The 24,228-nt window shown below is 56.5% G+C and carries 19 protein-coding genes; 10 read left to right on the top strand and 9 right to left on the bottom strand.

Features of this window, described 5'->3' with window-relative positions; translation table 11 throughout:
- The first annotated feature begins 2 nt into the window (after positions 1-2).
- Positions 3-1,277: an HlyD family type I secretion periplasmic adaptor subunit gene (locus tag ACR0NZ_RS17035; protein ID WP_480520546.1), complete on the top strand. Its 1,275-nt coding sequence runs from the start codon at positions 3-5 to the stop codon at positions 1,275-1,277.
- Between the two features lie 8 nt (positions 1,278-1,285).
- Here the strand turns inward: ACR0NZ_RS17035 and ACR0NZ_RS17030 are convergent, their stop codons facing one another.
- From ACR0NZ_RS17030 to ACR0NZ_RS17020, 3 genes are read right to left on the bottom strand one after another with little or no spacing between them, the layout of a single operon-like run.
- The gene (locus ACR0NZ_RS17030; RefSeq protein ID WP_480520544.1) at positions 1,286-2,293 is read right to left on the bottom strand and encodes an ABC transporter substrate-binding protein; all 1,008 of its coding nucleotides are present in this window, start codon (positions 2,291-2,293) and stop codon (positions 1,286-1,288) included.
- Positions 2,272-3,639, bottom strand: coding sequence for a sensor histidine kinase (locus ACR0NZ_RS17025; RefSeq protein WP_480520542.1), 1,368 nt, complete (start codon positions 3,637-3,639; stop codon positions 2,272-2,274). Before ACR0NZ_RS17025 ends, ACR0NZ_RS17030 begins: the two co-directional genes overlap by 22 nt.
- Complete coding sequence (locus ACR0NZ_RS17020; protein ID WP_267366073.1) at positions 3,629-4,297, bottom strand: response regulator transcription factor; 669 nt, start codon at positions 4,295-4,297, stop codon at positions 3,629-3,631. Before ACR0NZ_RS17020 ends, ACR0NZ_RS17025 begins: the two co-directional genes overlap by 11 nt.
- Before the next feature lie 108 nt (positions 4,298-4,405).
- Between ACR0NZ_RS17020 and ACR0NZ_RS17015 the strand changes: the two genes are divergently transcribed.
- The 5 genes from ACR0NZ_RS17015 (at position 4,406) to ACR0NZ_RS16995 (ending at position 9,388) form a co-directional block, all read left to right on the top strand.
- Entirely contained in the window at positions 4,406-5,386 is a 981-nt protein-coding gene (locus ACR0NZ_RS17015; protein WP_480520540.1) for a tripartite tricarboxylate transporter substrate binding protein, read from the top strand.
- A gap of 65 nt (positions 5,387-5,451) precedes the next feature.
- Positions 5,452-5,934 carry a tripartite tricarboxylate transporter TctB family protein gene (locus ACR0NZ_RS17010; protein WP_480520538.1) on the top strand — a complete coding sequence of 161 codons (483 nt, stop codon included), beginning with the start codon at positions 5,452-5,454 and terminating at the stop codon, positions 5,932-5,934.
- A 1-nt stretch (position 5,935) separates the two neighbouring features.
- The gene (locus ACR0NZ_RS17005) at positions 5,936-7,447 is read left to right on the top strand and encodes a tripartite tricarboxylate transporter permease (protein ID WP_480477308.1); all 1,512 of its coding nucleotides are present in this window, start codon (positions 5,936-5,938) and stop codon (positions 7,445-7,447) included.
- Positions 7,440-8,624 (top strand): CaiB/BaiF CoA transferase family protein, encoded by a 1,185-nt coding sequence (locus ACR0NZ_RS17000; RefSeq protein ID WP_480520536.1) that lies wholly within the window; start codon positions 7,440-7,442, stop codon positions 8,622-8,624. Before ACR0NZ_RS17005 ends, ACR0NZ_RS17000 begins: the two co-directional genes overlap by 8 nt.
- Complete coding sequence (locus tag ACR0NZ_RS16995; RefSeq protein ID WP_480520534.1) at positions 8,621-9,388, top strand: citryl-CoA lyase; 768 nt, start codon at positions 8,621-8,623, stop codon at positions 9,386-9,388. The genes ACR0NZ_RS17000 and ACR0NZ_RS16995 overlap by 4 nt, the downstream gene beginning before the upstream one ends.
- Here ACR0NZ_RS16995 and ACR0NZ_RS16990 read toward each other — a convergent pair.
- The 5 genes from ACR0NZ_RS16990 to ACR0NZ_RS16970 form a co-directional block, all read right to left on the bottom strand.
- Positions 9,385-10,581, bottom strand: a complete 1,197-nt coding sequence (locus ACR0NZ_RS16990; RefSeq protein ID WP_480520532.1) for an acetate/propionate family kinase — start codon at positions 10,579-10,581, stop codon at positions 9,385-9,387. The two genes, ACR0NZ_RS16995 and ACR0NZ_RS16990, sit on opposite strands and share 4 nt — an antisense overlap.
- Before the next feature lie 304 nt (positions 10,582-10,885).
- Positions 10,886-13,063 (bottom strand): Tex family protein, encoded by a 2,178-nt coding sequence (locus ACR0NZ_RS16985; protein ID WP_480520530.1) that lies wholly within the window; start codon positions 13,061-13,063, stop codon positions 10,886-10,888.
- A gap of 100 nt (positions 13,064-13,163) precedes the next feature.
- Entirely contained in the window at positions 13,164-15,377 is a 2,214-nt protein-coding gene (locus ACR0NZ_RS16980) for a hybrid sensor histidine kinase/response regulator (RefSeq protein ID WP_480520528.1), read from the bottom strand.
- A 3-nt stretch (positions 15,378-15,380) separates the two neighbouring features.
- Complete coding sequence (locus ACR0NZ_RS16975) at positions 15,381-16,550, bottom strand: FIST N-terminal domain-containing protein (RefSeq protein ID WP_480520526.1); 1,170 nt, start codon at positions 16,548-16,550, stop codon at positions 15,381-15,383.
- A 45-nt stretch (positions 16,551-16,595) separates the two neighbouring features.
- A complete protein-coding gene (locus ACR0NZ_RS16970) occupies positions 16,596-17,276 on the bottom strand; it encodes a response regulator (protein ID WP_480484332.1) in 681 nt (226 codons plus the stop codon).
- 181 nt (positions 17,277-17,457) lie between these two features.
- Here ACR0NZ_RS16970 and ACR0NZ_RS16965 point away from each other — a divergent pair, with 181 nt between their 5' ends.
- The 4 genes from ACR0NZ_RS16965 to ACR0NZ_RS16950 all read left to right on the top strand — a co-directional run bounded on the left by ACR0NZ_RS16965 (position 17,458) and on the right by ACR0NZ_RS16950 (position 21,845).
- On the top strand, positions 17,458-18,006 hold the full coding sequence (locus ACR0NZ_RS16965) for an SRPBCC family protein (protein WP_480520524.1): 549 nt from the start codon (positions 17,458-17,460) through the stop codon (positions 18,004-18,006).
- 28 nt (positions 18,007-18,034) lie between these two features.
- Positions 18,035-18,517, top strand: coding sequence for a (2Fe-2S)-binding protein (locus ACR0NZ_RS16960; protein WP_209507073.1), 483 nt, complete (start codon positions 18,035-18,037; stop codon positions 18,515-18,517).
- Positions 18,518-18,597: 80 nt separating this feature from the next.
- Positions 18,598-20,958, top strand: coding sequence for a xanthine dehydrogenase family protein molybdopterin-binding subunit (locus ACR0NZ_RS16955; protein ID WP_480520522.1), 2,361 nt, complete (start codon positions 18,598-18,600; stop codon positions 20,956-20,958).
- Between the two features lie 95 nt (positions 20,959-21,053).
- Complete coding sequence (locus ACR0NZ_RS16950) at positions 21,054-21,845, top strand: FAD binding domain-containing protein (RefSeq protein ID WP_480520520.1); 792 nt, start codon at positions 21,054-21,056, stop codon at positions 21,843-21,845.
- Between the two features lie 195 nt (positions 21,846-22,040).
- On the opposite strand, the gene ACR0NZ_RS16945 is transcribed toward ACR0NZ_RS16950, so the two are convergent.
- Positions 22,041-23,867 (bottom strand): BCCT family transporter, encoded by a 1,827-nt coding sequence (locus tag ACR0NZ_RS16945; protein WP_480520518.1) that lies wholly within the window; start codon positions 23,865-23,867, stop codon positions 22,041-22,043.
- Positions 23,868-24,228: the final 361 nt, after the last annotated feature.

The raw sequence follows: 24,228 nt of genomic DNA, 5'->3' as shown, positions 1-24,228 counted from the left end.
GTATGAGAATCCCCGCCCTGGTAGGATTCGCCGCGCTTGCCATTTTGGTCGGCGGACTGGGCCTTTGGGCAGTGAAGACACGCCTAGCTGGTGCGATCGTATCCTCAGGCGTGATCGAGGTACAAAGCAACCGTCAGGTGGTCGAACACCCTGATGGCGGCGTTGTTGGCGAAATCTTTGTACGCGATGGTGATGTGGTCGCCTCGGGCGAGATGTTGCTGAGACTGGATGATACTTTCCTATTGTCCGAACAGACGATTGTGGAAGCGCAGCTTTTCGAACTTCTGGTCCGGCGTGCCCGGCTTCAGGCCGAACGCGACGGGCTTTCGTCGCAAGAGCTGTCGGCGCAGTTGCACGAGGTACAGGAGGAATACAGCATTGATCCCGACCTGATTGTAGGGCAACAAAACTTGTTCGACGCGCGGGTGGAAACAATGTCCAAGCAGCACGAACAACTGAAAAAGCAGTTGGTTCAGATCGAAAGTGAGATCGAAGGCACACAAGCCCAACTCGTTTCCCTGCGCCGTCAGGTTGAGTTGATCGAGGATGAGCTGGAAGACCAGCAAAGCCTGTTGAAACGTGGATTGACCCAAACCAGTCGCGTGCTGGCCCTGCAACGGGAAGAAGCCAGCCTGACAGGTGAAATAGGTCGACTGGAAGCCGCTGTCGCCCGCCTCAAAGGGCAGATCGCATCAACCGAGATCCAGATCGTTGAACTGACTGCAACCCGCCGGGAGGAGGCGATTACCACTTTGCGAGACGTACAGGCCCAAATTGCTGAACTATCGGAACGCCGACTATCCCTGTCCGAGCGGATGGCACGTTTGGACATCCGCGCACCTGTCAACGGAACCGTTTACGGCAGTCAGGTCTTTGCCCTGCAGTCGGTGATTCAGCCGGGCGAACCCATGATGTATGTGGTCCCACAGGATACGCCATTGCTGGTCGCCGCGCGTGTGGACGCAATCCATGTGGATCAGCTGCACGTGGGTCAACCTGTCGCCCTGCGATTTCCGGCCTTCAATCAGCGCGAAACACCTGAATTGGACGGGCAGGTCAAAAACGTGTCTGCCGACACTTTCACGGATGAACAGTCCGGCTTCACTTTCTACCGCGCCGAGGTGATTATGAATGATGGTGAAATGGACCGTCTCAACGGTCAGGAACTTTTGCCGGGTATGCCTGTTGAGACACTGATCAAAACCGATGAGCGCACTCCGTTGTCCTATCTTGTCAAGCCGATGGCCGATTACTTCAATCGTGCATTTAGGGAATAACGGCAGGGCTATCTTTGGATTACCGCGCTTTCCCATTCGGCCAGAAACCGGCGGCGTTTTAATCTGTCCAAAAACGTCATCAACGCTGGATCCAGCCCGATCGTTTCACGTTCTTCGTCCGTGTCATAAGGCGCCAAAGGCGGGAGGGTATGGCTGCCACCTGCCCGGCTGGATTGACTGGATACAAGGTGACGGACAAAAGACGCGGCAAATTCAGGTACGGGTGTACCTTCAAGCACCATTGCCGTGCGCATCATGGTCGTCTGAAAATCCGACGGCAGAATAACCTCAAGCGTATCCTTGTGCCCGGCGCGCGCATCCGCGTAGCTGCCAAGTACATTGTAGGCGACGGTGATCTCGCCTTTAACAAGGTCGTCAATCATGTCACCCGAACAGCAGTACAGACGCACATCCAAACCGCCCATGACTTCCATCAGACGCCAGAACGTTTCTGACGCACGGGCATCCTGCGTCGCAAACAGATACCCTAGACCGGACTGGCGGATGTCATAAGTTCCCACCCGGCCCCGAAAACTGTCCGGTCGCATTCGAAGTGCTTCGATCAGTTGCTGTCGGGTCTCCGGGATAGGCGTGCCGGAAAAGGCGGCACGGTTGATCACGATGGTCGCGGGCTCAAACGTGAAGGCGAAAAGACTGCGATGCCACTGCGCCCAGGACGGCAGAGATATGTCATCGATCACGCGTCCATATCCGTCATTGGCCAGTTTCAGTTGCAGGTCCATAGCGCTGGAAATGACAATATCGAAATCTTCCGGTGCGGCACGCACGATTCGATCGATGTCGGCAGTACCCGTCACCATATACTCGACAGAAATGTCAGGGTTCTCCTTGATAAAACCGGAAATCATAGGCTCAAACAAAAACGTATCCGTGCTCGAGATGACCCGAATATGCGCCTCGTCTGCTTCGGCGTTGAATACTTGCCGATCCTCCCAGATTTGCGCCAGTGTGACAGCAGGAAACCAAAGGAAGACTAAAGCGATAATGTAACGCAAGCGCCGCCTCCCTGCCTGTTGGACAAGTCAAGCGTTCCACCATGCGCTGTTGCAACGTCCCGCGCGATGGTCAGGCCCAGACCGGACCCGATGGTGCCACTTGCGTTCTTACCCCGTTCGAAACGGCGCGTGAGAGTGTCAATTTCGTTTATGGGGAACCCCGTGCCACGATCTTTTACCCGGATTTGAACCCGTGGTTCCGAAGTGACTTCGATGCGAACAGAACTGTCGGCCGGAGCATATTTCAGTGCATTGTCAATCATGTTGCGTACGGCGTTTTGAATGAGGATGGGGTCACCTGAATACATGACCTGTGGGTCGCCACAAAGCGACAGTGACAGGTCCTTCATCTCGGCAATTGGTGTTAGGCGCTGCACAAGGTCACGGACCAAGGCGTTCAGGTCTATGTCTTCCCGCTCAAGATGATCAGCCCGGAACGTGATCATTGCGTGATCCAACAGCTGACCAGCTGCACGTGAGCTTTCGTCAATGGCGCGCACCATCGAACGCAGCGCCTCGCGGTTTTCTTCTTTTTCAACCCTTTGCAAAGTGGCATCAGCATATGACCTGACAGTGGCAAGCGGGGTGCGAACGCGGTGAGCCGCTTCGGCGATAAAATCTTCTGACTGGCTCAGTGACTGATCAAGCCGACCCATCAATGAGTTCAGTGAAGCAACCAATGGGGCCATTTCGCGGGGTACCGGCTTTTTGAACGGGCTCAAGTCCTGTGGGCCACGGCGGGTGACAGAGGTTGTCAACCTGTTCAACTGCCCGATGGTCGAGGACGTCGCCCAAAAGGAAAGAGCGGCGGCAAGGGCAAAGAACCCCACGCCCAGAATCGCCGCATTGCGCGAAATCTGGTCCAGAGTCTCCGCCAACGCATCTTGCGTTTGCCCCAGCGCGACCACGAGCTCGATTTGCTTATCCAATCCCACCAAAGTCCGGCTGGCGCTGACCTGACGAATGGTTTCACCGCGAATCTGGCTGAACCTGAAAAGCGACTTGCCGTCATGCGGTCCTATGGTCGGTGGAAAATCCTCGTATCCGGACAGAAACGACCCGTCCTGAAAGATAGAATAGAAGATTCTGTCGTCCGCAGGGGTGCTTAGCATCGCGAAGGCCGCATACGGGATATCGACCTCCAACACGCCTTCCCGCAAAGCGGCCGCATCGAGGATAGAGGCCACTGATGCGCCAAGTATGTTGTCTTGCCCCTGTAGCGCGACCTGCGCAGCATAGTTTCGTACTGCGACAAACAGCAGGAACGCAAGTATGGCCGCGCCACCGATCAGTGTCAGAACCAGCCTGTTCCGCAGTGATCCTGACACATTGGGATCAGGAGGCATGATCCAACCTGTATCCTAGCCCACGCAACGTGGTGATCTTTAGGTCCGAGGGTTCTAGATGCTTGCGCAAGCGGCCCACATAAACTTCGATCGCGTTATCAGAGACATCATCATCATAAGAAAACAGCCGGTCGGTTAGTTTTTGTTTCGAAAAAACTTGACCAGGTGCGCTAATGAACAATTCCAGCAGGCGCAGTTCACGGTTACGCAGCGACACGGTCTCGTCACCCACCGTCAGATGGCCTGCCAGAGGGTCGAATACGATGCCGCCGACTTCTATCGTTGTCTTCGTATTCCCAGACTTGCGGCGCAAAACAGCGCGGCAGCGCGCTTCAAGTTCGGCATGATCAAACGGTTTGGTGACATAGTCGTCAGCGCCCAGATCAAGCGAGCCGATTCGATCAGAAACCTGACTGCGGGCCGTCAAAACGATTACTGGCGTGTCCAAATGGCTCGCGCGATGCCGCTTGAGGAAATCGCGACCGTCCCCATCCGGCAGCATGATATCCAGCAGGATCAGATCGTATTCCTGAGTTTCAACAAAGGCAGTTGCATCGCCTAATGTGGACGCGTTATCAACCACATGCCCGTCCAACCTCATGCGGGAACTGATCGCGTTTGCGAGGTCTAGATTGTCTTCGACAAGCAGAAATTTCATCGGGCTTTAATACTATTCTCGCGCGTGACAGGTTGATGTCAGGTTGGTGTGTTTTTGTTCTTCCCAATCTGAGCCGCCATGCGGCCCGTTGTCAAATGGGAGGACATCATGACAACTTTCGAACTGGGCCGTCGCGCCCTGATCGCAGCTGTTGCTGCTGTAGGTCTTGCAGGACCCGTTCTGGCTGAAGACCAGCTGGTGGACAGCATCCACTTTCTGATCCCCGGCGGCGCCGGTGGTGGTTGGGACGGTACCGCTCGCGGCACCGGCGAAGCGCTTACCAACGCCGGTCTTGTGGGCACCGCGTCTTATGAAAACATGTCAGGCGGTGGTGGCGGCAAAGCCATCGGCTATCTGATTGAAAACGCCGACAGCAACCACGGGACGTTGATGGTAAACTCCACGCCAATCGTGATCCGTTCGTTGACTGGCGTGTTCCCTCACAACTTCCGCGACCTGACGTTGGTGTCGGGCACGATTGGAGATTACGCAGCAATTGTTGTCGGCAAAGACAGCCCTATCAACTCTATGAGTGATCTACTTGCTGCATTCGACGCCGACCCGGGCAACACGGCCATTGGCGGTGGCTCAGTTCCTGGTGGCATGGACCACCTGGTCGCAGCAATGGTGATGGAAGCCGCTGGGAAGAATGCTCTTGGCGTGAAATACATCCCATATGATGCAGGTGGCAAAGCCATGGCTGCCCTTCTGTCCGGTGAGATCGCAGCCCTGTCTACGGGTTTTTCGGAGGCCGTCGATTTGGCCAACGCAGGTGAAGTCAAGATCATTGGCGTTACATCGGCAGATCGTGTTGACGCCGCCCCAGACGCGATGACCATGAAAGAACAGGGCATCGACACCACCTTTGTGAACTGGCGCGGCTTCTTCGCGGCCCCGGGCCTGCCCGAGGACAAGCTTGCAGCCTATCAGGCCGCGATTGCAAAGATGTACGACACCCCGGAATGGGAAGAGGTTCGTGCACGCAACGGTTGGGTGAACATCCACAACTCGGGCGATGATTTCCGGTCATTTCTTGAGCAGCAAGAACAACAGATTGGTGATCTGATGAAGAAGCTGGGCTTCCTCTGAATCCAACTTGGGCAGAGCGGTAACCCGCTCTGCCATCCCTGACGACGAAAAAAGGAGGGGGTCCCATGGCGCTGGATCGCTGGATCGCGCTCATTCTTCTGGGTGTTTGTTTAACATATGGCTACGCCGCTTGGTTCACGATGGACAGTAGTCTGCCTCCTTTCATGCAAAGAAATCCCATCTGGCCAAGCACTTTTCCCAAAGTGCTGTCGATTTTGGGCATCATCACGGCCACGATCATTCTGCTGGGCTTTGAAAAGGCTGAACCCAGCGAACCTGAAATCGATTATCGGCGGTTGGGCGATTACCATCTTGGTCAGGCGATCATGCTGCTGGTTCTGATGGTCGTCTACGCATTGTGCCTGCGCCCTGTTGGGTTTCTGATCTCAACCTCGGCCTTCCTAATCTTAGGATCATTTATATTGGGCGAACGCAAATGGCATCTCATGTTTCTCGTCGCCCTGATTGCCACCGGTACAGTCTGGTATCTGGTTCAGGAAGTCCTTGGCATTTACATGCGCCCCTTGCCCGGCATTTTCGGAGGCTGACATGCTTGAAGGACTTCTGATTGGCCTGCAAACGGCATTCTCACTGCAAAACCTGCTGATGGTCGTCGCAGGCTGTCTGATCGGCACATTCATCGGAATGCTTCCGGGTCTGGGCCCGATGTCGATCATCGCCATCATGATCCCGGTGGCAATTTCCATGGGTGACCCGTCGGCAGCGCTGATCCTGCTGGCCGGCGTGTATTATGGCGCCATTTTTGGTGGCTCGACCTCTTCTATTCTGCTGAATGCCCCGGGGGTCGCGGGTACCGTCGCGTCCAGCTTTGACGGCTACCCGATGGCCCGTCAGGGCAAAGCGGGCAAAGCCTTGACCATTGCCGCAATTGCGAGCTTTGCAGGTGGCACGTTCGGTGCGTTGCTGTTGATGGTCTTCGCTCCTGCCCTGTCCTCTGTTGCGTTGCTTTTCCACTCGGCCGAGTATTTCGCGCTGATGGTTGTCGGCTTGTCCGCCATTGCCGCTTTCGCGGGAACAGGTCAGGTTGCCAAGGCTATCATAATGACAATCCTTGGATTGATTATGGCAACCGTCGGCGAAGGCGCGCTGTTCAACATGCCCCGCTTCACAATGGGCATCATGGATTTGCAGTCGGGTTTTGGCTTTATCACACTTGCAATGGCCATGTTCGCCTTACCCGAAGCTCTGTTTCTTGTTCTCAAACCCAAGGACCTTAAGGGCGAAGAAGGCGAAATCAAGGACCTGCGCATAAGCAGGGAGGAAGCCAAAGCCATTGCTCCGGTGATTGGCCGCCAGTCTATCCAAGGGTTTTTCATCGGCGTTCTGCCGGGTGCCGGTGCAACGATTGCCAGTTTTCTGGGCTATGCGGTCGAGCGTAACATCGCCCCAAAAGCCGAGCAGGACGAATTCGGCAAAGGGTCAATCAAAGGGCTGGCCGCGCCTGAAACAGCAAACAACGCCGCCTGTACCGGCTCGTTCGTACCGCTGCTGACCCTGGGCATTCCCGGATCGGGTACGACGGCGATCCTGCTTGGCGCATTGATTGCGCTGAACGTGACGCCGGGCCCACGCCTTATGCTGGACGAGCCGCAGATCTTTTGGGCGGTCATCATGTCCATGTTCATTGGCAATCTGGTGCTTCTGATCCTGAATCTGCCGCTGATCCCCTACATTGCCAAAGTTCTCTCGGTGCCGCGCAACTATCTGATCCCCTTTATTTTGTTCTTTACTCTGATGGGGGCCTATATCGGGCAGAACAATGCAACCGAACTGCTGATACTGGTAGGTTTTGGGGTATGCGCAACGGCGTTGAAATTCGCTGATTACCCATTGGCACCACTGCTGATTGGTTTCATCCTCGGCGGCATGATGGAAGACAACTTCTCACGGTCCATGCAGTTGTACGATGGCATCGCCTTTATCTGGGAACGCCCGATGACGCTGGGTCTGCTGGTTATCGCGGCGCTTCTGGTGCTCCTGCCCAGCTACCGCGCGCGCCGTGCACAGGCCCGGGCGGAAGGGGTTGCCGAAGGTGACTGACCCGCTGGCGGGAATACGGGTTCTCGATCTGACCAATGTCCTCGCGGGTCCGTATTGCTGCTACCAACTGGCATTGATGGGTGCCGACGTGATCAAGGTCGAACGCCCCGATGGTGGCGACCTTGCTCGCGTTCTGGGAGCCGATCCTGCCAGAAACAAGGCGGGGATGGGGATCAGTTTTCTGGCGCAGAATGCCGGGAAAAAATCTGTCACGCTGGACATGAAATCGGAAAAGGGCAAGGCGCTGCTGAAACGCCTTGTCCAGTCAGCCGATGTTCTGGTGGAAAACTTCCGGCCCGGAGTAATGGATCGTCTTGGTCTTGGTTACGAAGTTCTGCGCAACGTCAATTCCAACCTGATCTATTGCGCCATCAGCGGGTTCGGGCAGGATGGCCCCCGGCGCGGCGATCCGGCTTATGACCAGATTGTGCAGGGTATCAGCGGCGTGATGTCAATCACCGGCGCCCCCGACACGGCACCTTATCGCGTCGGCTATCCGTTGGCAGACACGGTCGGGGGGATGACGGCTGCCTTTGCAGTCGCGGCGGCATTGAACGCCAACCCGCGCGGCGCGTATCTGGATGTTGCGATGTCCGAAGCCGTAATTTCGACGATGGGCTGGGTTGTTTCAAATTATCTTGTGGGCGGCGTAACACCCGGAGCACACGGGAATGAGAACACAACCTCGGCCCCCTCAGGGACATTTGCCACGCTGGACAGCCCGATCAACATCGCGGCCAATCGGGACGAGCAATGGCAGGCACTTGCCCGCTGTCTGGGGCGGGATGATCTTCTGGACAACGCTGATTACGCAACGCGCGAAGACCGCAAAAGAAACCGCCACGCCTTACGTACAAAACTGGAACGAACCCTGAAAACGAAGGCTGCGGCCGAATGGGTGAGTGAATTAAACGCTTTGGGTGTTCCAGCTGGGCAAGTTCTGACCGTACCAGAGGCCCTTGCAGACCCGCAACTTTACGATCGCGGTCTGATTGGCTCTTTACAGGTTCACGGCGAACAGATGCAGCTTGCAGGTAGTCCCGTCGTAATGGATGGCACCCGGCGAATGCCGCAAATCGCGCCACCAAAACTTGGGGCCGACAACAAGGCAGTGTGGTCTGAAATCGGATTGACCGACGCGGAAATCGACGCGCTGCGCAGAGAGGGGATCATATGAACGATGTGTCAGATTGGTGGGCAACATCCATCATCGATATGGAACCTGGCCGGATCGACCTGCGCGGAGAGCCGATTCAAAACCTGATCGGACGCCTGGGTTTCGCGGAGATGATCTGGTTCATGGTACGCGGCGACCACCCATCAAAAGCGCAGGCCCAATTGTTCGAAGCCGCGCTGGTCGCGGCAGTCGACCACGGTCCGCAGGCCCCATCGATTGCGACCGCGCGCATGGCGGTGACCTGTGGCCTGCCTCTCAACAACGCGATGGCGAGCGCCGTGAACATGATGGGCGACATTCATGGAGGGGCTGGCGAGCAAACCGTGGAACTCTACCACTTTGTGGGCCTTTACCCTGGCACTTTGGAGCAGGCAATCAATGCGAGGATCGAAAGCCACGGAAAGATACTTCCGGGTTTTGGTCACAGGTTTCACACACCCACAGACCCTCGTGCGCCGCGCCTGATGGAACTGGTCGCCGAAGCGGTGAAAACCGGTGCTTGCGATGGGCAGGTCATGCGCATTGCGCAGCAGATCGAGGCAGAGCTTGCGCGGCGTAAGGGTAAACCCGTCCCGATGAACATCGATGGCGCAACCGCAGTTATTTATGCCGAGCTTGGGTTTGCGCCACCATTGGCGCGCGGCCTTTTCTGCCTGTCCCGATCAGTGGGTATTCTGGCACATGCCTGGGAGCAGATGCAGCAAGGTGGTCGCAACAAAGGGCCGACCCCACCCTCGTATCGCTGGACGTACCAGCCGGGCTAAGCACTTTTCCGATGGGATCGATTTGTCAACAGATCTGCGGCAGCACGGGCAATAACCAGCTCTTCGTTTGTCGGAATAACCATGGCCACCACACGGGACAGATTTGTCGAGATTATCCGATCATTGTCCGCGTTGGCATCGGGATCCAGTTCAATCCCCAGCCACCCCATTCCGGAACATACCCTGTCGCGTACAAGACGCGAGTTTTCTCCGATACCACCAGTGAAGATCAGGGCATCAATACCGCCCAATATTGCGGCCATTGCCCCAAGTTCGCGGCGGATGCGGAAAGTGAAATAGCTGATGGCCTGTCGGCTTTCACGGGTATCTGCTTTTTCAAGAGTGCGCATGTCGCTTGAAAGTCCGGACAGACCCAGCAAACCTGATTTGCGAAACAGAAGGTCGGAAATCTCTGAGGCGCTCAACCCTTCCTGATCCATCAGATACAACAAAACACCTGGATCGAGCTGACCGCAACGTGATCCCATCGGCAGCCCGTCCAACGACGAAAACCCCATGGTCGAACCGACGGATCGCCCCCCGATCATGGCACACATCGACGCACCGTTACCCAGGTGCGCGACCACAACCCGCCCCGCGTGCAAAAGTGGCGCGGTTTTGGCCAAATGGTCCGAAATGTACTCATAACTAAGCCCGTGAAAACCATAGCGCCGGACGCCTTTGTCGTAATACTCGCGCGGCAGAGCGAATACGTCGTTCTCCCAGGGGTGATTGCGATGAAAGGCCGTGTCAAAACAGGCAATCTGGGCGGCATTTGGAAAGCGTTCCATAGCTGCCTTGACGCCAGCCAGGTTGTGCGGCTGGTGCAGAGGTGCATACGGAGAGAGCTTGTCCAACTCCTCCAAAGCAGCGGCGGTCAACGGCAATGGCGTATCGATCTCAGGTCCGCCGTGAACAATACGATGCCCAACCGCGGTGACCTCGCAACTGGGGAAGGCACGTGACAACAGGTTCAGTACCCAGTCCAGGGCGGCGGCGTGATCGTGAATATCTCCTGCCGTGCCATTCGCCAGAACTCCACCGCCAGATGACCGCGCCTTGACGGTTGGCTCAGGCTCGCCGATCCGCTCGACCACACCGGTGCACACCATAATTGGATCGTCTTCTGTCAGTTCGAACAGGCCGAACTTCATCGAAGACGATCCGGCATTCAGTGTCACGACATGTGTCATGCATACCCTCTGGTTTACGAAAAGGTGAAGCTCAGGAAGTTTACAGATCCGCCTTGGGCCAAGGTTGTGCTTCAGACGTTATACAAGAGACTACGAACCAGCCCACCGCGACAACCCCGGTCTTTTCGAACTTTCAAGAAAGAAAAGATCAATTAGCACAGCCGTTTCTGTAGCGCCAACATCACCTTCATTCCGGTCGTCCCAGTCGTAATCATGGATTGAACCACGTGCAAGATACTAAGCTGACGCCCCTCAAAACGCGGTTTCAAGAAGGCAGCGCACTTCATCACGCGTCGTTTTGCGATCACGCGCGACGATGTCCGCCGCCACTTTGTTTTCGCATGGTCAACCCAATGCGCTTTCTCGGGACATCAACATCGACAACACGTACTTTAACCACCTGCCCGGTCTTAACCACGTCATGCGGATCTTTGACAAACCGGTCTGCCAGCTGGCTGACATGAACAAGCCCATCCTGATGCACGCCGATATCCACAAAAGCGCCAAAAGCCGCGACGTTGGTGACTGTGCCTTCCAAAACCATTCCGGGTTTCAGATCGGTGATTTCTTCGATACCATCGGTGAATGATGCGGTGACGAAACTGGGTCTGGGGTCGCGTCCGGGCTTTTCAAGTTCGGCAAAGATGTCCCGAACCGTCGGCAGGCCGAAATCCTGAGTTACAAATTGTTCCGCCCGCAACCCCTTTAACGCGCCATTATGGCCCATGATGTTTCGGATATCACGGCCGCAGGCGGCAACAACCCGGCGCGCAATGTCATAGGCTTCGGGATGTACCGAAGACGCATCCAGCGGCTCGGAACCGTCCCTGATACGCAGGAAGCCGGCACATTGTTCGAACGCGCGCGGTCCTAGGCGGGCGACGGACAGCAAATCCTTCCGCGATAGGAAGGGCCCATTCAAATCGCGGTGGGTGACAATCGCTTCGGCTTGCGCTGGCCCCAGACCTGATACGCGTGACAGCAAAGGCGCGGACGCTGTGTTCAGATCGACCCCGACAGCATTCACCACATCCTCGATCGCGGAATCCAGAGACTGTGACAGGCGATGCTGATCCACATCATGCTGATACTGGCCGACACCAATGGATTTCGGTTCGATTTTAACAAGCTCGGCCAAAGGGTCCTGCAATCGGCGCGCAATCGAGACCGCACCACGTAGCGAGACATCCAGATCCGGAAACTCGCGCGCAGCCAGTTCAGAAGCGGAATAGACCGAAGCCCCAGCTTCTGACACCACCACTTTTGTTGGTGCTTTCACCGTCTTGGGTAGTAGAGCAAGAGTGCCTGCAACCAATTTTTCGGTTTCACGGCTGGCCGTCCCGTTCCCGATTGCGATCAGTTCGATCTGATGAGCAGATATCAGATTGAGGATACTGGCCTGTGCACCACGCAAATCATTCTTCGGCTGAAATGGGTACAAGGTGTCAGTGGCAACGACCTTGCCGGTCGCATCAACGACAGCAGCCTTTACGCCCGTACGAATGCCCGGATCCAGACCCAATGTCGCCTTGGCACCTGCCGGCGCGGCAAACAGCAGGTCCTTGAGGTTTCGCGAGAAGACCTGAATGGCTTCGTCCTGCGCCCGGCTGCGCAGATCGGCCATCAGTTCGACCATCATGGACAGCGAAAGCTTTACCCGCCATGTCCAGCCCGCGACTTTGCGCAACCATGCGTCTGCCGGCCCCGTGCCACGTGTCTGTAGATGAGCGGCAACAATCGTCTCGGCCCGCGCGGCACCAAATTCCGGTTCAGGCGCGATATCCAGCGTGACGATGCCCTCTTTGGATGCCCGCAGCATCGCCAATGCCCGATGCGACGGCACGTCTGCCCACAATTCGGCATGGTCAAAGTAGTCGCTGAACTTTGCGCCGTCCTTTTCCTTGCCTTCGATGACCTTTGCGCTGATCAGAGCCTCGCGCTGCATGAAGCTGCGCAATTCGCCCAGCAGTGCGGCGTTTTCCGTCAGCCGTTCGGTCAAAATGTCCCGCGCGCCGTTCAAAGCATCCCGGGTGGTTGTTACTGCCTCGGTAAGGTATGCCGCAGCCAATGCTTGAGGGTCGCAGTTGCGGTCCGCCAGAATAGCGTCAACTAAAGATTCAAGCCCATTTTCGCGCGCAATCATAGCCTTGGTGCGCCGTTTTGGCTTGTATGGCAGATAAATGTCTTCCAACTGCGCTTTGGTTTCGGCACGTGCTATGGATTGGCTCAGATCTTCTGTCAGTTTGCCCTGATCCTTGATCGAGTTCAGGATGGTCTCACGCCGCGCTTCAAGCTCGCGCAGATAGGTCAGCCGCTCGGACAGCAGACGCAACTGGGTGTCGTCCAATCCTCCGGTTGCTTCTTTTCGATACCGGGCGACAAAAGGCACGGTTGCTCCGTCGTCCAGTAGCTTGATCGCGGCACCGATCTGCTCGGATCGTGCATTAATCTCGGTGGCGATGGTGCGGGCGATACGGTCCAATGGGGCCTCCTGAAACGACGCTGGAAGAACTTCTTAACCAGCTGTTTCGGCAAGGGGAAGACCCTTGGTTCAATCTGAACCGGTCACAGATTGAGGCCGCTCAGTTGCGGCGTGCAATCGACGATTCCAGCGTTGAGCGCAGTAGTCGCGCATCTAGCGGTTTGTAGAGCAAAGGCAGATTGGCGCGCTTGCAACGCTCGGCCAGTTCAGGTGATCGGTTGGCCGAGATAATGCAGCCGGGCAGAGGGCCAAACTCGTGCGTCAGGGCATGTATCGCGTCGACACCGGTTCTATCGTGATTTAACTGAAAATCGGCAACTATTGCGTCAGGCAGAATGTCAATTTCACGAAGTAGATTGATTGCTTCGTCTTCGCTTTCGCTCTCCAGAACCTCGACCCCCCAGGATTCGATGGTCATGGTCAGTGCACTACGGAGGTTTTCATCATTCTCAATCAACAATACGACCGTGTTACCAAGGACCTTGGAGCCCGGATCGTGGGCCGCAGGGCCGCTGCTGCAAATGGTCTGCTCTTCCTGCGCCAACGGCACTTCGACCGAGAATCCAGTTCCTTTGCCTACTTCGGAATACAGCTGGATTGGATGTTGCAACAGCCCACAGGCGCGCTCCACGATTGCAAGGCCCAATCCCATACCCTCTGCGGCGCTGGCATCAGAATGCAGGCGCTGAAATTCCTGAAAGACGAGGTCTCTTTGGTCTGACGCGATACCGATACCTGTATCCCAGACCTGCAAGGCAATTGCGCCTTTGCGACGCCGCACACCGACCAGAACCTTTCCAACCTCGGTATACCTGATCGCGTTCGAAAGCAGGTTCTGCAAAATCCGACGCAAATAGCTGGCGTCGCTGGTCACGCGCGCGTTCGTGTCAACAAAAGACAGCTCAAGCCCTTTTGCCTGCGCCACCGGGCGAAACGCATCTTCCATCTGCGAAAACAGCGTACTCACTGTTATGGTCGACAAATGCGCGGTGGCCCGCCCTGAATCAAGTTTCGAGATATCCAGCAGCGCTTCCAGAATGTGTTCAACACTGTTCAGCGCACTTTCAGCCTTTCCTGCAACGGTTCTTGCGTCGTCTTTGTCCAGACCGCTGCCCAGCGATGCAACATAAAGCTTTGCCGCTGACAGAGGTTGCAACAGGTCGTGACTGGCCGCTGCCACAAATCGCGACTTGGATGCGTTTGCACGCTCGGCCTCGTTCAAAGCGTCAGCCAGTTCCATCGTGCGCGATGTTACGCGCTGTTCCAGCAATTCTTTGGCCTCATATAAGGCCTGGGCGGATTTTCGTTCTGCGGTTACATCGGTGAAGGATATCACAAAACCGCGGTCGGGCATTTCCTGCGCAAAAACAGAAAGTATCTTCGACCTTCCACGGTGCATCTGAAATTGCAGAGGACGGCGATAGGTTTGCCGCGTCACCCAGTTAAGAAGATCGGCTTCCGTTACCCCCTTCTGGAACCTGATGTTCGCGCCAAGGCGATTGGACAGCGATTCAAACCGGGTTCCCGTCTGAAACTGTGCGATTGGAATGGCCAGCAACTCGCTAGCGCGGTTGTTCCACCCGATCAGACGGTGTTTGTTGTCAAAAATGCAAACGCCCTGTTCAATATGTTCAAGCGTTGCGCGGATCAGCCTGGCCTTGTCATCCAGTATCCGGTCACGCTCCTGCCGTTCGATCCGCATGATATCGGTCACATCGGTTTGCAGAATAACAGTGCCGCCATCCGGCGTGCGGTGTTCGGACACTTGTGACCACCGATTGCCAACAAGCCGGACGTTGAACACCACATGATCGTCCGTGTGCCGATCCAGGCGGCTTTTGGCCCAGTCTGTCGGTGTCATTGTTTCAGGCAGGGACAGAAACCCTGATCGGCTGACCAGTTCGACATATTCGGCAAAGCTCAATCCCGGGCTCAGCCGCTCCTGAATGTCGGGCATATGCAGACCAAAACGGCTGTTACACAGCACCAGTTTTTCGTCGCGATTGAAAAGGGCAAACCCCTCTTGCACCGTTTCGATTGCATTGGCCAGATCCGCGCGTGCGGCTTCGGTGTCCTTGTTCGCCTGTGCCAATCTGGCATTGGAATCGTTCAGCAATTCAAGGGCACGTTCCAGATCATTCGTCCGGGCGCGGACCTCTTGTTCAAGCACGGCCGCACGCTGAAACTGCGCATAAGCTGCGCCTGACGCATCGGTGGATTCTTCTACCCGACGCATCAGCGCTTCGGCGATCTTGCGAAGTTTCTCGTTCTGGCGGTCAACCGAGTCCGACGGGTCAGTAAGATGCTCGATCATGCGTTACTCTTTCTCGGGCGGATAAATCGCAACACCCGTCAGAGTTTGGTTCACATGGATAGAGTTGTACTGCTCTCCGTAAGTTGAAAATCCGACAACGTGATTGCGGGCCAGAATGTCCGAGATTTCGCGTGTCTTTTGCTTTTCCTGCGCTTCCAGTCGGCGGAGAATGCAATCACAGCCCAGAATTGTGTCGGGTTGCCGTTTCTCGGTCAGAAGGCCGATTTCTTCCTCAAGGTGCTCTACCATGTCCCTTGGTTCGGCCAGCGTCAGCACAAGCCCTTCATCAATGGCCGAGAAAAAGACAAGGTCCCCGTTGCCCGCCACCTGCTGAATGGCGCGGACGTGATGCTGCCCACCAATCTGCACAACAACGGGGTGCGCCGCAAAGGTGAATGTCGTCAGTTGTTCCGGATCCTTGCCAAGGATACGGGCGTACTCGCGGGCGGCGGGCTCGGCATTGATCTCCTGAACGATGCGTTTTGCCGGATCCGCCTTGGTTACGACCATACGCCGGGTCGTTGGAACCAGATGATCCGTTTTGAACACCTTGATCGGGCACCGCGTACGAACCTGAGTCAGTATGGCAGCATTGCTCAGTGCCTTGCCCTGATGCAGCACATAGGTACGCCCGAACCGGGTTCCATCACCGGCCGATCCGCCAAACAATGGCACCGGCCCCAAGCCGACGGCCAACTCGGAGGTCAACGCATCCTCTTTGGTCGACAATCCGTCGATCATCAGGAACGTAAACTCATGGCTCCAGTCGGGCGCCGTGACCATCATGGCATTTCGGTTGTGGATCATCTCGTTGATGATGCTTTCCGCCTCAAAATCGTTCAGATCGGAAACTAGGACCGTACGCGTGTCGAAATGGGATTGCGGGAGGCCGATTGCGACGATCTGGTCTTCGCAATAACCGCTATCCGCAAGTTCTCCGGCGGTGGTGCAGCCAACCACCGGCGTAGGCGCAAACACCTGCTCGGCTTTGGCAATGACCGCAGCGGCGTCCGCGTTCGGACTGACGAACAATATCACCAGCGCAAGTGGCTCAGCCCCGATTTGACGTTCGAGCACCCCAAGCGCCTGCCCGGTGTCGTAACGCACGAAAGCCGTTTTGACGATGCCTGTTGCACCGGTCCGGGCTGTCGCCCACCCGACTGCTTGGTCCATCGAGCCTCCTCCCTAAAGCGCGACGATGTGGTGAGAGTATGACGCTTAGCCTTGGTCTTGCAAGACGCTGGCAAACGAAGCTTTCTTTGCAATCAGAACGGCTTGCGTCCGGCTTTGCACACCCAGTTTCCGCATGATTGCCGTGACATGCGCTTTGACCGTGGGTTCCGCAATGGACAGGTCATAGGCAATCTGCTTGTTCAGTTTACCTTCGCAGATCAGTTGCAGGATGCGGGCTTGCTGATTTGTCAGTGTCGCAAGCCGATTGACCGCGTCGGCGTGTTCATCCTCTTCAACATTGATCAGAACGCATCCTTCGGGCACAAAAACTTTGCCGGAATGCACTGTCTCGAATGCCAGGCGAAACACATCGCGTTGGCTATGCTTGGGTACATAACCCGATGCACCCGCCTGAATCACCTGACTGACAACGCGATTATCCGTCATCGAGGACACCACAATAACCGGGGCATTCGCAGCAGCCTTCAGACGGACAAGGCCGTCCAGCCCTTCCACATCCGGCAGGTTGAGGTCCAGCATGACCGCGTCCGGTTTCAGCCCCCCTGATAGAAGTTCCATCGCGCCTTCCAGTCGGTCTGCGGTATGGATTTCGCCGATCTGCGCCACGCTTTGCAAGGTCATCGACAGCGCGTCGCAAAACAGGGGGTGGTCATCGACGATCAGCACTTTCTCGAAGCCAGACCTTACAACGGAGTCAGCAAGCATTTGGTATTGCCTTTTTTCAATCAGATTGTCCCCAGCTTACCCAATCCTAACAACGAAAGTAATCTGCGCCTACTGGCCCAAAGTCGTACATAAGACCGGCTCGGCGTCACCTACACCCAAGGTCTAATAGGCAGGGCGAAAAACACCACGTAGCGTAAGAAAAAACACCTGGAGAAGAGAAATGGAGCTTAGCGACAGCCGCGTCATCGCCGCGCCGCGATCCAAGGTCTGGGATGCGCTTTTGTCGGTTGAGGTTCTGAAAGAATGCGTTCCGGGATGTCAGGAAATGACGGGCTCGGTCGATGACGGGTTCGAAGCGACGGTGGTGCAGAAAGTTGGCCCCGTCAAAGCGACCTTCAAAGGGGCCGTTACCCTTTCTGATATCGTAACGCTTGAAAGCGTGAAGCTCTCGGGTGAAGGTAAGGGTGGGGCTGCGGGTTTTGCCAAGGGTGCGGCCGATGTCAGTTTGTCTGATGTGCCCGAAGGTACTCTGCTGACCTATACCGTCGACGCACGTGTCGGTGGCAAGCTGGCCCAGCTTGGCAGCCGGGTCATTGATGGAGTCGCCAGAAAAATGGCCGACCGGTTCTTTGAAAACTTTCAGAACGCGGTCGAACCGGAAAAAACGCCCGATCCGGAAACCTCGGATCAGGTTCAAGCCGAACCTTCGGCCGAAGATGAAGAAGGCGAAGCAAAAAAAGGTTGGTTCAAGCGCGTATTGGGCGGTTGAACCGTTGGAATTCAGGGAGGAGAAAGTCATGAAAATTTCCATGACCGTGAACGGCAAGGCCGTAAGCGGCGAGGTCGAGGGCCGGACATTACTGTCCGGCTTTCTGCGCGAGCAACTGTCATTGACGGGCACGCATGTCGGCTGTGATACGGCCCAGTGCGGCGCTTGCGTTGTACATGTGAATGGTCAGGCCGTGAAGTCGTGCAATATGCTGGCGGTCGAAGCTGACGGCGCTGATGTTGGCACCATCGAAGGTCAGGCAAATGCGGACGGTTCGCTGAACGTGATCCAGCAAGCCTTTCAGGATCATCACGGCCTTCAATGCGGGTTCTGTACTCCGGGTATGGTGATGAGCGCCGCAGCGCTGCTGAAAGACAACCCGCGCCCATCTGAGGCCGAAATCCGGAAATACCTGGAAGGCAACCTGTGCCGCTGCACAGGGTACCACAATATCGTCAAGGCGATCATGGCCGCCTCTGGCCAGGACGTCGGCAGTATCGCCGCGGAATGATGCCGCTGCGGGCGTAAATGTTGCGCCCGTGGGACAAGTGAAGGGTGCAACAGCATCCGTTTATGGGAGGAGAACAAGCAATGCCCAAAGACAGTGGCATCGGAGCCAGCTCCAAGCGGCGCGAGGACGTCCGCTTTCTGACCGGAGCAGGCAACTACACCGACGACATCAATGTACGTGGCCAGGCTTACGTATATTTCCTGCGGTCCGACATCGCGCATGGGCGGATCAATTCCGTGGATACATCAACGGCCGAGGGTATGCCCGGCGTGGTCAGGATATTCACCGGCAAAGACTTTGAAGGCGTGGGCGGAATGCCCTGTGGCTGGGAAGTGACCGACAAGCACGGCGCACCGATGCAGGAACCGCCACATCCCATTCTAGCACAGGGCAAGGTGCGCCACGTGGGCGATCCCATTGCCGCCGTGGTGGCTGACAGTCTGGAACAGGCCCGTGACGCGGTTGAGGCTATTGATCTGGATATCGAGGAACTGCCCGCCGTGATCGACATGAAATCCGCCGCGCAGGAAGGCGCGACGCTGGTTCATGACGATCTGAAAAACAACATCTGCTACGACTGGCAGCTGGGTGAGGCCGACGACGCAAAGATGAACGACGTCTTTACCAACGCGGCGCACGTTACCAAGCTGGATCTGGTGAACAACCGGCTGGTCGCCAACCCGATGGAACCGCGCGTGGCCGTGGCGGAATACAGCCGGGGCACGGATGAATATACGCTCTATACCACTTCGCAGAACCCGCATGTCATCCGCTTGTTGATGTGCGCCTTCGTTCTGGGTTTGCCGGAACATAAAGTCCGCGTCGTGGCCCCGGATGTGGGTGGTGGATTTGGCACCAAGATATTCCACTATGCGGAAGAAGCGTTCTGCACCTTTGCCGCCAAAGCCTGCAACCGCCCAGTCAAGTGGACCGCCAGCCGGTCCGAGGCGTTCATGTCGGATGCGCAGGGTCGTGACCATGTCAGCACGATTGAACTGGCTCTGGATGCGGATAACAACTTTATCGGGCTGCGGACCAACACCTATGCCAATCTGGGCGCTTATCTTTCGACCTTCTCCAGCTCGGTGCCGACATGGCTGCACGGGACGCTGATGGCAGGCAACTATAAGACCCCGGTCATTCAGGTAAATGTGAAGGCGATGTTTACAAACACGGTGCCGGTGGACGCCTATCGCGGCGCTGGCCGCCCCGAAGCAACCTTCCAGCTGGAGCGTGTCATCGACAAGGCCGCCCGCGAGTTGGGTGTGGATCCGATCGCCCTGCGTCGCCAGAACTTTGTCACGCAGTTCCCCTATGACACGCCAGTGGCGCTGACTTACGACACCGGGGACTACAACGGGACAATGGACAAGCTTGAGGCTGCTGCCGATCTGGCAGGCTTTGCCGCCCGCCGTGCAAAAAGCGAGGCCAACGGCAAGCTGCGGGGCCTGGGTGTCAACTGCTATATCGAGGCCTGCGGTATCGCGCCGTCGAACATCGTTGGCATGCTGGGGGCCCGGGCGGGTCTTTATGATGCCGCGACCGTTCGGGTTAATGCCACCGGTTCGATCAGCGTCATGGTCGGCGCGCACAGCCATGGTCAGGGGCATGAGACGGCCTTCCCGCAGGTTGTGGCCGACATGATCGGCATCGACGAGTCGATGGTTGAGATCGTGCATGGTGACACCTCGAAGATTCCGTTCGGCATGGGCACCTATGGCTCACGCTCGCTGGCGGTTTGTGGATCGGCGATGGTCAAGGCGACCGAAAAAGTGATCGACAAGGCCAAGAAGATCGCCGCCCACCTGTTGGAAGCGTCCGAGGCGGATATCGAGCTGAAGGACGGTCAGTTCAGTGTTGCGGGGACCGACAAGTCGGTGGCATGGGGGGATGTGACCCTCACGGCTTATGTCCCGCACAACTATCCGCTGGAAGTTGAACCGGGACTGGAAGAAACCGCGTTTTATGACCCGGCCAACTTTACTTTCCCGGCAGGGGCTTATGCATGTGAGGTTGAGGTTGATCCGGACACAGGTCAGGTCACGATTGAGAAGTTCACGGCTGCGGATGACTTCGGCAATATCGTCAATCCGATGATCGTTGATGGACAAGTGCATGGCGGTATTGGTCAGGGCATTGGTCAAGCCTTGCTTGAAAACTGTGCCTATGACGAGAATGGCCAACTGCTGAGCGCGTCCTTCATGGACTACGCGATGCCACGCGCTGATGACGTCCCGTTCTACAGCGTCGATCATTCAAGCCAGACGCCCTGTACACACAATCCGCTTGGTGTGAAGGGTTGCGGCGAGGCCGGAGCGATCGGTTCGCCGCCGGCGGTGGTCAACGCGGTTCTGGACGCACTGAATTCGGGCGGAAAGGCTGTTGATCATATCGACATGCCGATGAGCCCGTCACGCGTTTGGACGGCGATGCATGGTTGAGAGGTTGGGGAGCGAGGGGCCAGCCCCTCGCGCTCCCCGGGATATTTATAGCCAGATGAAGGGCGGATCAGCGCCTTTCGGAAAGGAAGAACGAAATGTACAATTTCGAGTTTGAGAAGCCCTCGACCATTGCTGACGCGGTTGCAGCATTGGCAGCAGAGGATGCGCAAGCGTTGGGAGGTGGGCAAACCCTGATCCCGACATTGAAACAGCGATTGGCGGCACCGTCCAAACTGGTGTCGATGGGCGGCATAGCAGAGATGCAAGGCGTCTGCGTTGATGATGACGGCTCGGTCTCAGTTGGGGGTGCAACACCCCACGCTGTCGTTGCTCGCGACGCTGCAGGATCTTATCCCGCGCTGGCGGCATTGGCTGGACAAATTGGCGACCCGGCAGTGCGCAATCGTGGAACCATCGGTGGTTCGGTTGCAAACAATGATCCGGCAGCCTGTTATCCGGCGGGCGTGCTGGGATCGGGCGCAACCGTGGTGACCAACGCGCGTAAAATTGCGGCAGATGACTTTTTTCAAGGCATGTTCACGACAGCCCTGGAAGAAGGCGAGATCATCACTTCGATCCGCTTTCCGGTTCCGCAGGCGGCAAGCTATCAGAAATTCCTGCAGCCAGCGTCGCGGTTTGCACTTGTTGGGGTCTATCTGGCCCGTTTCACGGACGGCGTGCGCGTGGCGGTGACCGGGGCAAGTGAGGACGGCGTCTTCCGTTGGAGCGAAGCCGAGCAGGCGCTGAACAAGGAGTTCCGCCCGGACGCCTTGATGGACCTTCGGATTAACCCTGCCAACATGATCGCTGATTTACATGGCAGCAAGGAATACCGGGCGCATCTTGTGTCGGTCATGACCAAACGCGCCGTTGAAGCCTGCATGTAGGAATTTCACGAAATGATGCTCAAAAGCCCCGGTTTTTACCGGGGCTTTTTCGTTGAGATATGGTTTTGGTGTCTCGCCACAGTCGGGCTGGCCAGCACCTTTTCGTTGTTTGAGGGTCGTGGCCAGTGTCTACGCAAAAAAAATCAGGCCGCCCAATTCCAGACGGCCTGATCACGTCATAAGCTAAGCATTTGCTTATTCGGCGGCTTGTGCACCTGTAGCGGCATGTTTGTCACGCTGACTGTCTCGGAACAAAGCTTTGGCCAATGCAATACACATCAAACCCATTACAGCAGTAAAGGGCAGTGCTCCGATGATCATTGCGTTTCGCAAAGCATCCATCGGGTTGTTTTCGCCCGCTGCGAGGACCAGCGCGCCAATCACAGCCGTCAGGATGACACCCCAGATGATGCGGTGCTTGATGCCCGTCTCCTGGCTGCCGCCCGACATGATGGTGTTCATCACCAGAATGCCCGAGTCTGCCGACGTGACGAGGAATGTCATGATCAGGATCACGCACATCACGTTCAGCAATGACAACAGACCTCCGTCAATCATGTAAGACAGGGTCACGAACAGCTTGTTGGTGTTTGATGCTCCGACGATCGCACCTTCTGCAGCGCCTGCCAGTTCCAGGTCGATCGCGGTGCCGCCCAAAACCGTCATCCAAGCAAAGCACACCAACGCCGGAGCGAACACGCAACCCACGATGAACTCGCGGACAGACCGTCCTTTCGAAATACGGGCAAGGAACAAGCCCACAAAGGGCGAGAACGCGATCCACCAGGCCCAGTAGAACGTGGTCCAGCCCGACTGCCAGCCGAACTGACGCCCCTGCTCACCCGCCGCATAAACGGCCGCCAGCATTGCTTCATCCAACTCGGCTGCTGCCCCTTCCAGGCCGCTCTTGAAACCGTCAAAGCTGCCCCACGCATTGGTAGCTCCGCCCATCAGATCATTGGCATGGGCTTGTGCTTCGGCGGGCAGAGCCGCAGCGAAGGCTTCAACTGACAGTGGACCATAGGCGTTAAAGCTGAGCGACAGGATATGAAGAATATAGTCGACCATTGCTGTGCCATAAGTGGTCATGGCAAAGACGAACGAGCCGAAGACGATAAATGTGCCCAACAGGATGATCGACAATACGAGGTTCAGGTTCGACAGGTATTTAACACCACGACCAACGCCTGATACGGCCGAAATAATCGACAGACTCATGATGATGACCAGACCGGCGATCAGACCCACTTTGCTTGGGGTTGGAACTTCACCACCCAGATCCATGACCCATTCCATACCGGTGATGGCATAAAGCCCGTCGATGAATTGGCTGACACCATAGCCGATGGTAACAGAAACACCGAGGATCGTTGCAACAACGCCCAAAACGTCAACCACATGGCCGAAGAAGCCATTGACGAAGCGGCCAAACAGGGGCGTCAGCGCCGAGCGAATGGTGAGAGGCATGTCGCGGGTATAGGCGTAATATGCCAGCGACAACCCGGTCACCACATAGATGGCCCAAGCGTGAAACCCGTAGTGCAAGAAGGTATATCGGTAAGCCGACTGCAGTGCTTCGGGTGTATTTCCCACGACCGCCTCGGACACAACTTCGGGGTTCGAACCCCACAGCCCCAACGGTTCTGCGGTTGCAAAAACCATCAGACCAACACCCAAGCCGGCGCCGAACATCATGGAGAACCATGAGAAGTTCGAAAACTCGGGCTTTTCACCGGGTGTTCCCATCACACGGCGACCCGTGGATGGAATAGCGGCGACAACGGCCAGAAAAACGAGGAACAACCCGACAATGACAATGTAGAAGCTGTTGAAAAGCTCAAGCAACCGCCCGTTCAGGCTGCCAAGCGTACCGTTTGCGTTTGCTGGGAAGATCAGTGCCCACAAAACCAGCGCGACCATGATGGACTTGCTGATCAGGGCAATTGGGACGCTGTAATTTTCGTAAAAACCGGCATCCGCCGTCTTTATCTCAACGTCCGTGAATGGATCGGGTATCGACATATTGCGTTTTCCTCCGTGTGTTCGCCATTTCTTGTTCTTCTGATTTCGGCTTGGGGTGCACCGCGCGGGACGGCGAAAATAACGTGCCCAATGCACCAAACGATCAGCGAGTTGACTGCAACTCAGCTGAGACTTACGGGGAAGACCACACACCATGTGGGATCGCCCACCGCTCTTTTCCTCCCGGATTGTTCTCGCTTGCAAAAGCTGTTGGCTCGAAGTGGCAAGTCTGTCTGCCGTTGAACCTGGTTGCAGCTTCGCAAGAAGTGGTTGCGCCCTTCAATTCGGGGAAACCTATGACAGAGGTTAGGGCGGCTCACCCAAGATTCCGACACATATGCAACTTGAAACGACGCTCACG

It is taken from the genome of Ruegeria sp. AE3 (assembly GCF_056542225.1).
The sequence above is the reverse complement of the archived record's forward strand: the minus strand, read 5'-3'. Positions and strand labels throughout refer to the sequence as shown.

Excerpts from the sequence above, each read along its gene's own strand:
- ACR0NZ_RS16955 (WP_480520522.1), top strand. The coding sequence starts at position 18,598 with ATGCCCAAAGACAGTGGCATCGGAGCCAGCTCCAAGCGGCGCGAGGAC.
- ACR0NZ_RS17005 (WP_480477308.1), top strand. The coding sequence starts at position 5,936 with ATGCTTGAAGGACTTCTGATTGGCCTGCAAACGGCATTCTCACTGCAA.
- ACR0NZ_RS16990 (WP_480520532.1), bottom strand. The coding sequence starts at position 10,581 with ATGACACATGTCGTGACACTGAATGCCGGATCGTCTTCGATGAAGTTC.
- ACR0NZ_RS16980 (WP_480520528.1), bottom strand. The coding sequence starts at position 15,377 with ATGATCGAGCATCTTACTGACCCGTCGGACTCGGTTGACCGCCAGAAC.
- ACR0NZ_RS16975 (WP_480520526.1), bottom strand. The coding sequence starts at position 16,550 with ATGGACCAAGCAGTCGGGTGGGCGACAGCCCGGACCGGTGCAACAGGC.
- ACR0NZ_RS17010 (WP_480520538.1), top strand. The coding sequence starts at position 5,452 with ATGGCGCTGGATCGCTGGATCGCGCTCATTCTTCTGGGTGTTTGTTTA.
- ACR0NZ_RS17025 (WP_480520542.1), bottom strand. The coding sequence starts at position 3,639 with ATGCCTCCTGATCCCAATGTGTCAGGATCACTGCGGAACAGGCTGGTT.
- ACR0NZ_RS16970 (WP_480484332.1), bottom strand. The coding sequence starts at position 17,276 with ATGCTTGCTGACTCCGTTGTAAGGTCTGGCTTCGAGAAAGTGCTGATC.
- ACR0NZ_RS17020 (WP_267366073.1), bottom strand. The coding sequence starts at position 4,297 with ATGAAATTTCTGCTTGTCGAAGACAATCTAGACCTCGCAAACGCGATC.
- ACR0NZ_RS16965 (WP_480520524.1), top strand. The coding sequence starts at position 17,458 with ATGGAGCTTAGCGACAGCCGCGTCATCGCCGCGCCGCGATCCAAGGTC.
- ACR0NZ_RS17035 (WP_480520546.1), top strand. The coding sequence starts at position 3 with ATGAGAATCCCCGCCCTGGTAGGATTCGCCGCGCTTGCCATTTTGGTC.
- ACR0NZ_RS16950 (WP_480520520.1), top strand. The coding sequence starts at position 21,054 with ATGTACAATTTCGAGTTTGAGAAGCCCTCGACCATTGCTGACGCGGTT.
- ACR0NZ_RS16960 (WP_209507073.1), top strand. The coding sequence starts at position 18,035 with ATGAAAATTTCCATGACCGTGAACGGCAAGGCCGTAAGCGGCGAGGTC.
- ACR0NZ_RS16945 (WP_480520518.1), bottom strand. The coding sequence starts at position 23,867 with ATGTCGATACCCGATCCATTCACGGACGTTGAGATAAAGACGGCGGAT.
- ACR0NZ_RS16995 (WP_480520534.1), top strand. The coding sequence starts at position 8,621 with ATGAACGATGTGTCAGATTGGTGGGCAACATCCATCATCGATATGGAA.
- ACR0NZ_RS17015 (WP_480520540.1), top strand. The coding sequence starts at position 4,406 with ATGACAACTTTCGAACTGGGCCGTCGCGCCCTGATCGCAGCTGTTGCT.